Origin of the sequence: Streptomyces sp. NPDC020379, from assembly GCF_044387105.1 — a bacterium.
Taxonomy (GTDB): Bacteria; Actinomycetota; Actinomycetes; order Streptomycetales; family Streptomycetaceae; genus Streptomyces.
In genome coordinates this window covers 128,343-141,518 of the sequence record NZ_JBIRVR010000014.1, presented here as the reverse complement: position 1 = coordinate 141,518, position 13,176 = coordinate 128,343, and the positions used below count along the sequence as shown (strand labels likewise).

Annotated in this window: 3 protein-coding genes; 2 read left to right on the top strand and 1 reads right to left on the bottom strand. The window is 69.4% G+C overall.

Annotation, left to right across the window (positions count from 1 at the left end):
* Positions 1-479 precede the first annotated feature (479 nt).
* The gene (locus ACH427_RS19795; RefSeq protein ID WP_398870805.1) at positions 480-857 is read left to right on the top strand and encodes a hypothetical protein; all 378 of its coding nucleotides are present in this window, start codon (positions 480-482) and stop codon (positions 855-857) included.
* 131 nt (positions 858-988) lie between these two features.
* Here the strand turns inward: ACH427_RS19795 and ACH427_RS19790 are convergent, their stop codons facing one another.
* On the bottom strand, positions 989-3,082 hold the full coding sequence (locus tag ACH427_RS19790; RefSeq protein ID WP_398870804.1) for a tachylectin-related carbohydrate-binding protein: 2,094 nt from the start codon (positions 3,080-3,082) through the stop codon (positions 989-991).
* A gap of 368 nt (positions 3,083-3,450) precedes the next feature.
* On the opposite strand from ACH427_RS19790, the gene ACH427_RS19785 reads away from it, so the two are divergent.
* Positions 3,451-13,173 carry a DNRLRE domain-containing protein gene (locus ACH427_RS19785; protein WP_398870803.1) on the top strand — a complete coding sequence of 3,241 codons (9,723 nt, stop codon included), beginning with the start codon at positions 3,451-3,453 and terminating at the stop codon, positions 13,171-13,173.
* The last annotated feature ends 3 nt before the right edge of the window (positions 13,174-13,176 follow it).

The following is a 13,176-nucleotide window of genomic DNA, read 5'->3' as shown; positions in this document are numbered from 1 at the left end:
GCGGCTCCTCCGTGCGCGGCGCGCCGCCGGCCCCCACCGGAACGCGCCCGATGCCCGCCCGCGCGGGCAGGCCGAACTGAACTCATCTGAACCCCTCCGGGCCGTCCGGCCCGACTCGTCCCCACCCCGACACCAAAAGGTCCACCAGCCTGAACCAATGGACGATGAAAGTATATAACCCGTAAAGGGATGTCAAAGTCGCCATAGCGGAGCAATCCATTCCACCAGGCGGGAATCCAAGATCGTCGCTCATGGCGGACATGGCAGACTTGTCGGGTTCACGAAATCGGCAAGGGGAGTTGGCCACGGTGCCGGACCAGGCAGGGCCCTCGGCGACGAGGGAGTCGACGCGAAGCACGGCCGGGCAGCGGGCCCGCCGGAGGATCGGGCGGCTGGCGGGAGGCGCCGGGGCGCGGCTGTGGTCCACACGCAGGCGCCGGCTGGCGACAGTGGGAACGTCCGGCGGTCTGCTCGTGGCCGTGACCGCCGGATGTCTTTACCTATGGTTCCAGGACCCCGGCGCCCAGCCCGGCGGCAAGGGTGCGCGCAAGCTGGTCATCGCGTACATCGACGCGCTGGCCGACGGCGACATGAAGGAGGCGTGTCACCTGATGCACCCCCGGGTCACCGCGTCCATGGACCGGGCGGACGGCGGGTGCCCGGGGGCGATGCGCGCCCAGGTCGGCGACCGGCTGAGCGGCAAGGACCGCGGCCGGGTCGGCGCCATCGACGTCGGCCCGGCCCAGGTCGACGGCAGGACCGCACGCGTCGAGGTGCGCTCCGGGGCGGACGGCACGAGGAAGAGCACGGTCGTCGTGGAGCGTGTCGACGATCACTGGCGGGTCCTGGAGGACTGAGTGGGAGGGGTGGGCGGCGGGCACGCACCGCGCCCACCCCTCCCATGCGCACCGTCGCGTCTCACTCACGGCGTCGTGCGAGCGCTACGGCATCACCATCGGTCCGCTCACCACCGGGTCCGCGCGGATGGCTACTTGGCGGCTTCCACGGAAGGCTTGCCCGCGCCCTTCTTCGCCGTGGGACCACCGGAGAACAGCGACTCGGGCTGGACGCTGCGCTTCGTCCTCCCGCCCGGGGCCGCCAGGGCCGGCGAGCCGTTGGCCGCCGAGAGCCAGTACATGCGCTCCACGCCCTCGGTGTCGAGGAAGAAGACGCCCCAGCCACCGTCGCCCATCTGCACGATCGACGGATCGGTCGCCGCCTTCCCGGACCAGACCAGGGACCAGCCGCCGAAGGACCCGTCCGGGCGCTGCGCGGAGTAGCGGACGTAGCCCTTGTCGTCGCGGACGAGAACGCCGAGCGTCTTGTCCTTGTTGACGACGACCACGGGGGACCCCTCGGTCTTCACGCCCGGGATCACCGCCCCGTCGCCGAAGAAGCCGTTGAGCGTCTTGCCGCCGGCCGGGCGCGCGGACTCGGTCGCGGCCCAGATCTCCCCGTCCTTGTTCCGGGCGAAGGCCGTCATCTTCCCGTCCGCTCCACGGGCCGCGACGGGGGTGCCGGTGAGCCCGGTGACATCGGAGACGCCCCACACCCACCAGCCGTTGCGCTGGTCGTCGGCTCGGTTCACACCGAGGCGGCCCTGCTTGTCGAGACCCAGGACGAACGGGCGGTCGCTCTCCCCGTCCACCACGGTCGCCTGGCTCGCCCCGGCGAAGGTCGCGTGCTCGTAGCCGGCGGCCACGGGGGAATAGGCGTCCTGGGTCCGCCACGGGATGAAGTCCTCGGTGTTGGCGGCGCGCTGGTTCAGGTACCAGAGCTTGCCGTCGCGGCCGAAGGCGTGCACCGACACGACGCCCTTGGAGTCACGGAGGACGGTCGGGGCGCCGACGAAGTTTCCCCCGAGGTCCGTGAGCGAGGACCAGGTCGCGCCCGGCTTGCGCTTGGTCATGTAGACGTGGCCGTCCTTGCCCAGGACGAAGGCCATCGGGGTGCCGTCGGCCTGCTCGGTGACGACGGGCTGGTCGACCATGTTCTGTGCGCCGGGCACGACGCTGTAGACCACGGTGCCGATGTCGTTGATCTCGCGCTGCGCGCCCTGGATGAGCCAGCCGCGTTCGTCGACGTAGAACTGCTGGATGAGCTGGTCCCTGCCCTGGCGCAGGGCGGCGGGGATGCGGGGGCGCGGGGTGACGGGAGCCGGCTCCGGCTGTGCGGGAGCGTGGCAGGCGTCCGTGCGCATGGCGATGCCCTGGAACACCTGGAAACCCCAGCCGGCCTTGCGGCGGGTGCCGTCCACCCAGGCGCCGGCGTTCTGGTCCCAGCGGTACCAGAAGAGCGTGCCGTCCTGGTGCAGGGCGTAGAGGGTGCCGCCACCGGCCGAGCGGATCTCCCGCAGGTTCTGCCAGCCGACCGCCCACGCCGGGACCTTCATGTCCAGCCACTGCTGCCGGTCGACGTCGAAGCGGTAGCGGTAGAGGTCACCGCCCTTGCGGGCGAAGATCAGGCCGTCGCCCGCGGCGACGATGAGGTCGTACTCGCCCCATCCGACCGGGTCGATGACGCGGCCCCGGCCGGGCAGGACCGCTCCCGTCTTCTGGTCGTACTGGTAGAAGCGCAGGGAGCCGTCGTCGAAGACGGCGAAGATGTTGCCGCGGTCGTCGACGGTGACGCGGTTGCGCCGGGCGGGGACGATGAAGGCCCCCCAGCCGTCATCGATCTTCTCGCCCCGGTCGCGCTCCCAGCTGTTGGCGTCCGGGTCGTAGCGATAGCGGAAGAGGTTGCCCTCGGAGTTGATGCTGTAGAACCAGCCACCCGCCCCGCCGAGGGTGAGGCGGGGAGCCTGCCAACCGCCGCTCCCGATCTGCTTGTTGATCACGGGCCAGTTGAACGAGCCGTTGGCCGGATCGGCGTGCGCGTAGTACTTCAGCGGGCCGTCGGTGGCCGCTCCGTACAGCTCGGTCTGGGGGCGGCAGCTCACCTGCGCGGATGGCGCCGCGGTGGCGGGTGTCGAGTCCGCCGAGGCCGTGGGCGCGCACACCAGCCCCATGGGCAGGGCCGTGACGGCGGCGAGAGTGAGGGCTGCCGCACGGGAGGCGGACGGGCGGAAACGGCTCTTCGGCATGCGGGAGCGCTTTCATGACGGGGAGACAGGGGCCGGTCAGGACCCGAGGCCCGGCCGAGAACGGGGCCGGGCGACATGCATGGTAACCACACCCTTTACCTCCAATTGGCAGGGCAATTACGCTCGATCACTGGAATCCATGACAAATACCCCATGGCACCCCATTTATGAGCGCGGAGCGTAATCGTTCACCATAGATCGACTTATTGACTCGTAACGAACACCCCATCACCTTGCAATGTCGATCTTTATTCGGATAGAACATCAACCTATGCCCGCCATCTCATGGTTGTGGCTTTCTGTGGCAACCCCTGCCGTTTGGCAGGGGTTGGTCGCATTTTGAGACGACGCTTGGGGTGGAGTACTTCGTGATTCCTGGCAGTCGGCGCACCGGACCCGGTGCGCGTCGCCGCCGCGGTGGTTTCAGACACCGCTCGTTCCTCAGTCGACGGCCCGGCCTGAGCCGGGCCGTCGCGCTGACCGCCGCGATGCTGGTCTTCGCCGGCGCCGCACCCTCCGAGGCGGTGGGCCGGGCCGAGTCCGGGCCCGGGCTTCCCGGCGTCAAGGGGCATACGAAACGCCCCGACGGCCAGCGCTGGGGAAGCGCGGCCGGGCAGGACCATCTCGACGGCACGGCGAAGCCCGTCAAGGCCACCGGGCCGCAGACGCTGCACGGCAAGTACGCCGTGGAGCACCCCGACATCCCCACCCCGTCGGCCCGCAACGAGGTCAAGGTCGAGCAGGCACCGGCCAGGGACGTCAAGGGCTACGACCCCAAGAGCAGCACCGAATCGGCCGACAAGCGGGGCGAGTTCGAGCGCACCTTCACCAACAAGGACGGCTCGCAGACCACCCAGTTCTCCAAGGAACGGCTCAACTACCGGCGGTCCGACGGCAGCTGGCAGCCCATCGACGCCCGTCTGGTACCCCAGGACAAGGGCACCGGCGGCTGGCGCAACGCCGCGGACAGCCTCGGCATCGATCTCGCGGCACGGGCCGACAGCGAGAGCCTGGCCCGGCTCGTCGTCGACGCCGATCACGAGGTCGCGTTCGGCCTGCGAGGCGCCCAGCGCTCGGCCGGCCGTGTCGACGGGAAGAACCCCTTCTCCGTCACCTACCCCGATGTCCTCAAGGACGCCGACCTGGAGCTGATATCCAAGCCCGGCGGCCTCAAGGAGGTCATGGTCCTGCGTTCGGCGAACGCGCCGCGCAGCTGGACCTTCCCGCTGCGGACCAAGGGGCTGACGGCCTCCGTCGACAACGGCGACGTGGTCCTGAAGGACGCGGACGGCAAGGAGCGCGTCCGCATCCCGCACGGGTACATGGAGGACTCCAAGGCCGGCCCGGAGTCCGGTGACGGCGCGATATCCACCAAGGTCGACTACCGGATCGTCGAGCAGGACGGCGGAGTGGCCCTGCGCGTGGAGCTCGACAGCGCCTGGCTCGCCGCCCCGGAGCGGTCGTTCCCCGTCCGCGTCGACCCGCCCATGGTGGAGCCCGTCGGCGCCTCCTCGAGCATGTACGTGGAGAAGTCCGGCGGGAACAACTGGAGTTCGGCGTCCGAGGACACCCTGAAGCTGGGCTCGGTCACCGACGGCGGTACCACCAGCCAGGCCGCCAGCTATCTGGCCTTCCCCGGCGTCGCGTCCAAGCTGCGCAACCACAAGATCTTCGGCGCCTCGCTCACCGTGCTGAACTACTGGTCGGCCTCCTGCCGCCCGCGCGAGGTGAACGTCCACCCGGTCACCGAGGCGTGGACCGCGGGCAAGGGACACTCCTACCCCGGGCCCAGGTACGGCCCGAAGATAGCCGGCTCCTCCTTCGCGCACGGCTTCATCGCCGAGGGCCAGTCCAGCTCCGACTGCCCGGCGGCCTGGGAGGCCATCGACCTCGGCACCAAGGGCCGCGACCTGATCGAGGGCTGGGCCGACGGAAGCCGTCCCAACTACGGTCTGACACTGCGCGGCGCGGACTCCGAGCCGGCGAACTGGAAGAAGTTCTCCAGCACCAGCAGCTCCAACCCGCCGTCGCTGTACGTGACGCACACGCCGTACAACGCGAAGTACTCCGTCGAGCGCTCGACGCCACAGCCGCCGGTCAGCCGCGGCACGGACGGCAAGGTCAAGATCAAGGTCACCAACCTCGGTGCCGAGACCTGGACCCCCGCCACCTATGAACTGGGCTACCGCGCCTACAAGGACGGCCGGCTGGTCAAGCAGGCGGTCGCCGCTCAGCTGCCCAAGGACGTGCCCCGGGGCGCGAGCGTCTCCCTCGACGCCGTCGTCCACAAGGCCGACGCGGGCCAGTACCTCTTCGACTTCTCCATGGTCCGCAAGGGCAAGGCCGTCTTCACCGACGAGGGCATACCTCCGGTCCGCCTCGCCCTGAACGTGGTGGCCATCCCGCCGGTGGTCGACGCCTTCCACCCGGCCAACGGCTACCAGTCCCCCACGCTCTCCCCCGAGCTGTGGGCCAACGCGCGGGACATGGACAAGACCGGCCAGAAGCTGCAGTACCGCTACGAGGTCTGCGAGGCCGGCAAGGACAACAAGCCCAAGGACTGCTTCTTCTCCGACTGGTCCCCCGACCGCAGCTGGGTCGTGCCCACCGGCAAGCTCTCCTGGTCCAAGACGTATCTGTGGCGCCCCTGGAGCAAGGACAACGCCGCCACCAGCCCCGAGCTGCCCTACACCACGTTCCTCACCTCGGTCCCCCAGCCGGTCGTCACCTCGCACCTGGCGGGTTCGCCGTACGGCTCTTCCGACAAGCCCTTCGACCCGCAGGTCGGCAACTTCGCCAGCTCGGCCGTCGACGCCTCGGTACCGACCGTCGGCCCGGACCTCACCGTCACCCGGACCTACAACAGCCTCGACCCCGGCACGGACCACATCTTCGGCGCCGGCTGGGCCTCACGCCTCGACATGCGCGTGACCCCCGACGACGACGGCACCGGCAATGTGGTCGTCACCTATCCCGACGGCCAGCAGGTCCGCTTCGGCCGCAACGCAAGCGGCTCCTTCGCCCCGCCGCAGGGCCGTGACGCCGTATTCACGTCGGCCAAGGACGGCGGCTGGCAGCTGACCGACAAGAACGGTGTGCGGTACGGCTTCCGCGGCGACGGCCGGCTCGGCACGGTCACGGACGCCAGCGGGCTCACGCAGACCCTCACGTACACGGACGGCAAGCTCGTCCAGGTCGTCAACGACACCAGCAAGCGGAGCCTGTTCTTCCAGTGGTCGGGCGGCCACGTCACCGCCGTCGGTACCGATCCTCTCGGGACCAAGCCACTGACCTGGACGTACGACTACGACGGCGACAAGCTGACCAAGGTCTGCTCGCCCGAGAAGACCTGCACCACCTATGAGTACGCGGCCGGATCGCACTACCGCAGCGTGGCCCTGGACTCGGGCCCGTACGCCTACTGGCGGTTCGGCGAGGACTCCGGCGACGACGCCGTCAGCCAGGTCACCGTCAACCAGGGCAAGGACCAGGCCCAGTACGTGAACGTCGGCCACGACGCCACCGGGCCGCTCAGCGGCACGGAGGAGAACGCGGCCACCTTCAACGGCACCTCCTCGCGCGTCGACCTGCCCGAGAACCTGCTGAACCTGCAGCGCAACCTCGCGGTCAGCATGTGGTTCCGCACCACCGGCAGCGGTGTACTGCTGAACTACCGGTCCGACAAGCACTCCGACTCGGCCGCCGGTTCGAGCGCGCCCATCCTGTACATCGGCGCCGACGGAAAGCTCCGCGGCCAGTTCCGCACCGGCGGCATCACGCCCATCACCGCCTCCGCTCCCGTCAACGACGGCAACTGGCACCAGGTCGTCCTCAGTTCGGACGGAGGCCGCCAGACGCTCTTCCTCGACGGGAAGAACAACGGCAGTCTCGTCGCGCCGGTCGACCACAGCGCGCAGTGCTTCGCCGAGATCGGCACCGGCTGGGCCTCCTCCTGGCCCTCCGCTCCCTCCAAGGGCACCGCGTACTTCAAGGGTGACATCGACGAGGTCGCCGTCCACCACAAGCCGCTCGGCACCTCCGCGGCGCGGTCGCTCCACGCCGCGCGCGACCAGGCCGACCAGCTGACCAAGGTGACGACGCCCAACGGCCGTACGGCCGTCGAGGTCACCTACGACACCAACGTGGACCGCGTCAGCAAGCTGACCGACGTCAACGGCGGACAGTGGAAGCTCGGTGTCCCGGTCACCGGCCTGTACGGCAAGGAGCTCATCCGCACGGTCCAGGTGACGGACCCCAAGGACCGCCGCCACTTCTACGACTACGACCCGCTCGCGGGCCGCATCATCCGCTACGTCTCCCCCTTGCGCGACAACCCGAAGGAGACCGCGAAGCCCGGGCCCAGCGGCTCCCCGGAACCCGGCATCGCCGAGGGCGGCCTCTTCGAGGGCGGCCAGACCGGCACCGGTCAGCCCCCTGTCGACTACCCCGACCCCCAGTTCGTCGGCGGCGCCGTCAACGCCATGGGCGTGCGCGGCTTCGGCTACGACGACAAGGGCCTGCAGAACCGCGTCGTGGACGAGCTCGGCCATGCCGTGGACATGACCTACGACGGCCAGGGCAACGTCGCCACCCGGACGACCTGCCGCGGCGTGGGCCAGTGCCAGACGACCTACTACACCTACTACCTCAACGACCAGGACCCGGTCGACCCCCGCAACGGCAAGCTCACCGAGTCCCGTGACGCCCGGTCGAAGGACGCCTCGGACAACGCCTACCGGACGACGTACTCCTACGACTCCCAGGGCCAGCTGACCGAGCAGGCCGCCCCGGACGGCCGCAAGGCGATCCGGACGTTCACCACCGGCAGCGAGTCCGCCTTCGACGGCCAGGGCACCATGCCCGCCGGGCTGCTCGCGTCGATGACCGACGCGAAGGGCAAGACGGCCCGCTACCGCTACTTCGCGAACGGTGATCTCGCCGAGACCACCGACCCGGCGGGGCTGATCACGCGCTACACGTACGACCGGCTCGGCCGCAAGCTCACCGAGACCGACATCAGCGACTCCCAGCCCAAGGGGGTGACCGTCGGCTTCACCTACGACGGCGTCAACCGGGTGGTCACCACCACCAAGCCCGGGGTCAGGAACGAGGTCACCGGCGTCACGCACACCCAGCGCACGACCGTCGAGTACGACAAGGACGGTCTGCAGGTCCGCTCCGAGGTCACCGACCTCACCGGTGGCGACCCCGCGCGCGAGACCCGTACCGAGTACGACGACTCGGCGCGCCCGGTGCGGGTGACGGACGCAGAGGGCTCCGAGAGCAGCTACGGCTACGACGTGCTGGGCAACCGCGTCTGGGAGGTCGACCCGAACGGCACCCGCTCCGAGACCGTCTACACCCCGCGCAACAGCGTGGCCGAGGTGCGGGTACGCGACTGGCGCGGCGATCCGCAGGAGGCGCCCAAGGACTCCTCGGGTGACGAAAAGGTCCTGGTGACGGACTCCTACGCGTACGACATGGCCGGCCGGCTCACCCGCCACACCGATGCCATGGGCCGCACGCGCGAGTTCAGTTACTACGACGACGGTCTGCAGAAGGCCGTCCGCGCCCTCGACGTGCCGCAGCCGGACGGCTCCACCCGCGACATCGAACTGGAGCGGAACACCTACGACGCGCTCGGCAACGTGACGCGCAAGGTCACCGGCAACGGCACGGTCACCACCGACTACGCATACGACGTGTCGGGCCGTGCGCAGAGCATCACCACGGACCCGGGCAAGCTGGACCGCAAGGTCGCCTACACCTACGACGACGCGGACAACGTGACCCGTGTCGTCCACACCGGCCGGTCCTCCAACATCCCGTTCAGCAGCAGCAACTCCGAGGTCGTCGACTACACCTACGACGCCGTCGGCCGCGAGCTGAGCGAGACCACCCAGAACGGCAAGCAGCGCCTGACCACCACCTTCACGTGGGACCAGCGCGGTCTGCTGCTCGCCGAGACCGAGCCGCGCGGCAACGCCGAGGGCGCGAACGCCGAGGAGTTCACCACCACCCACGCCTACGACGCGCTCGGCCGCAAGATCTCGGTCACCGAGCCCGCCGCCGACGTGGAGACCGGCCAGGAGGGCGACACGGGCAAGCCCGCCAGGCTCCGCCCGACCACGCTCACCGGCTACAACACCTTCGACGAAGCGACCCAGACCAAGGATCCACAGGGCAGGCTGACCTCGGTCACCTTCGACAAGTCCGGCCGGCCCACGTCGAGCACCTCTCCCTCCTACACCCCGCCCGGCGCGACCGAGCCCATCACCCCTGTCAGCCGCAACGAGTACGACGCGGCGGGCCGGGTCACCGCGACCACGGACGCGCTCGGCAACACCAAGCGCTTCAGCTACGACCAGCTGGGCCGCATGGTCCAGCGGGAGGAGCCGCGCGCCTCGAAGCTGCTCGGACTCGTCACCGAGCCCGGCAAGAGCGTGCCCTCCGGCGCGGGCGCCGTGTGGTCGTACACCTACAGCCGCACCGGCGAGCAGCTCTCGGAGACCGACCCGACCGGGGCGCGCACCGAGAGCACGTACGACGGTCTCGGCCGGATCGCCACGGCGACCCAGGTGGAGCGGAAGTCCGGGCAGACCCGGTACTTCACGTCCACCTTCGCCTACGACGACGCCGACCGCATGGTCGCCCGGACCACGCCCGGCGGTGACACCACCCGCTACACCTACGACGCCCTCGGCCAGCTCACCGGCACCGAGGACCCGGCCGGGGTGAAGACCAGCACCGGCTACGACATGGCCGGGCGGATCATCAACAGCACCGACGCCCTGGGCCGTTCGGTGCGGCAGACCTACGACCAGGCCGGCCGGATGACCGGCCAGCTCTGGCTGGACAAGGACGACAACCCGCTGCGCGACCGCAGCTTCCGCTACGACTTCGCGGGCAACGTCGTCGCCTCCGACGACGCGAAGGGCAAGACCACCCGCTACTCCTTCGACGCGCAGAACCAGCTCGTCCAGCAGGTGGAGCCGGTCGGCTCCGGCAAGTCCATCACCACGACCTTCGGCTACGACGCGAACGGCAACCGCACGCGCTACACCGACGGCCGGGGCAACACCACCCGCTACACCTTCAACACCCTCGGTCTGCCCGAGTCGGTGATCGAGCCGGAGACCAAGGAGTTCCCGGCCGCCGCCGACCGCACATGGACCACGGGCTACGACGCCGTCGGCAACCCGGTCAGGCTGACCGAGCCCGGCAAGGTCGAGCGCCTGCGCACGTACGACCCGAGCGGTCTGCTGCTGCGCGAGACCGGCACCGGTGCGGAGGTCTCGACCCCGGACCGCGCCTACGAGTACGACGCCAACGGCCGGGTCGTCTCGGCCAGCGCGCCGAAGGGTGCCAACACCTACGAGTACAACGACCGCGGCCTGCTCACCGCCGCCCACGGCCGCTCCGGCGAGGCCAGCTTCGGCTACGACGAGGACGGGCGGCTGCTCACCCGCGTCGACGGCGCCGGCACGGCGGTGTTCGGCTACGAGAAGGGCCGGCTGAAGTCGGTCAAGGACGCCCAGTCGCAGCAGCTGTTCAGCTACCGCTACGACAGGACGGGCGCCCTGGAGGGCATCGACTCGCCCGGCGTCAGCCGCAGCTTCGGCTATGACTCGCTGGGCCGGCAGACCTCCGACGTCACCAAGTCGTCCGCCTCGGGGACAGTGCTGGCCACCGCCGAGTACCGCTTCGACGACAACGACCGCCTGATATCGAAGAAGACGACCGGCACGGCGGACTCGGGCGAGCAGAAGTACGCCTACGACGACGCCGGGCGTCTGACCTCATGGACCGACAAGGGAGGCAAGACCACCGGCTACACCTGGGACGACGCCGGCAACCGCGTCCAGTCCGGCGAGCGCAAGGCGTCGTACGACGCGCGCAACCGACTGCAGTCGGACGGCGATTCGACCTACACCTACAGCGCGCGGGGCACCCGGAAGACCTCGTCGAGCTCCGGCCTCGCCGAGGAGAGCCGCTTCGACGCCTTCGGCCAGCTGGCCAAGCAGGGCGACATCTCCTACGCGTACGACGCGTTCGGCCGCCTGGTCGACCGTGACGGCACGGAGCACACGTACTCGGGCCTGGGCGACGACGTCGTCGCGGACGGGCGCGGTGTCTACAGCCGCGGCCTGACGGGCGAACTGATCTCCGTCACCCAGGGCGGCACGACGCGCATCGCCATGGACGACCGCCACGGCGACGTCGTCGGCACGGTGGACGCGAAGGACGCCGACCCGAAGCAGCTCGCTTCGTCGGCGGGCTTCGACCCGTTCGGCAAGGCGACGGACACGGCCGGCGAGCAGATCGCCATCGGTTACCAGGGCGACTGGACGGACCCGTCGTCCAAGCAGGTCAACATGGCCGCGCGGTGGTACGACGCGGGGACCGGGGCGTTCACGTCACGCGACTCCATGACGCTGGACGCGAACCCGTCCGTGCAGGCGAACCGCTACACGTACGCGAACGCGGATCCGATGGACAACACGGATCCGACGGGGCACTGGCCCAAGTGGCTCAAGAAGGCCGCGAACAAGGTCAAGCACGTGGCCACCTCGACCTACCACTACGTGGAGAAGAAGGTCGTCTCGGCCTACCACTATGTGGAGAGGAAGGTCACCTCTGCCTACCACTACGTGGAGAACAAGGTCCGCTCAGCCGTCAACTGGGTGTCCGAGAAGGTGTCGTCCGGAGCCAGATGGCTGGGCAACAAGGTCTCGTCGGCCGGCCGGTACCTGAGGAACCAGTCCACCAGGATCTACAAATCCGCGGCGCAGATCTACCGCGAGAGCAAGAGGTACATCAGCGACAAGGCCCGCTCCGCGAAGAAGTACATCGCGACGCACAACCCGCTGCCGGTCCTGGCCAAGGCGCTTCGTCCGGTGTACGCGGGGATGAAGACGGTGGTCTCCGCGGCGGTCAATCTGCCGGCGATGATCGTCCAGGAAACCAAGCAGGTCGTCCAGGACGTGGCCAAGGTGGCCACCGAGGTCACGAAGATCGTCGTCGACGTCAGCGCCAAGATGGTCTCCGCGGTCGACACCGCGATCACGGCGGTGTCCGAGTTCGCCCAGACCGCGGCGCCGTATCTGAAGGCGGCGTGGGACTTCACCGCTGAGGTCACCGGCATCAACGACGCCGTCGCGTGTGCGACCAAGGGCGACGTCGAGGCGTGTCTGTGGACGGCGGTGACGGTCGCGAGCGTCTTCGTCCCGGGTTCCACCGGAGCGGTGCGCGGGGCGAAGGCCGTGCGGATGGCCGGCAAGGTCGAGCATGCCGCCGCCGGAGGCTCGAAGACGGTCAAGAAGGCCGAGAAGGTCGTCGAGGAGGTTTCCGGCGGGACGTGCCCCGTCCCGAACAGCTTCACCCCGGAAACCCTGGTGGTGATGGCCGACGGGTCCACCAAGCCGATCAGGGACATCCAGGCCGGTGAAAAGGTCCTCGCGACCGACCCGACGACGGGCAGGACCGAAGCCCGCCCGGTCGACGACGTCATCGTCGGCAACGGCGAGAAGCACCTGGTGAAGCTCACCGTCGACACGGACGGCGACAAGGGCGACGCCACCGACACCATCACGGCCACCGAAGGCCACCCCTTCTGGCTGGAGGACCAGCACACCTGGGCCAAGGCCGCCGACATCAAGCCGGGCTCCCTGCTCCGCACCTCGACGGGCACCTGGGTCAAGGTCACGGCCACGCGCGCGTGGACCGCGGTCCAGAAGGTGTTCAACCTGTCGGTGAGCGGGATCCATACGTACTATGTCCAGGCGGGCGCGGCGCCGGTGCTGGTGCACAACGCTCGACCGCCACGCCAGCGGCCTCACCCGGACGCGGAAGGCCCGCATACGACCTTCATGCGGGACAACGCCACCGGCGAGATCAAGAAATACGCGGAATGGACACCCAACACCAATCCCCGGGACCCGAGGTCGTTCGACCTCGCCAAGCGGTTCGACCGCTTCGGTCCTACTCACACCAATGCGGACGGATCAAAGATACCGACCCCGCACATCAACGAAGCGGACGGGAGCGCCAGGACCTTGCAGGACTGGGAGAAGCCGATGGGATGTCCGTGATCG

Coding starts and splice junctions, on each gene's coding strand:
- ACH427_RS19790 (WP_398870804.1), bottom strand. CDS start 3,082: ATGCCGAAGAGCCGTTTCCGCCCGTCCGCCTCCCGTGCGGCAGCCCTC.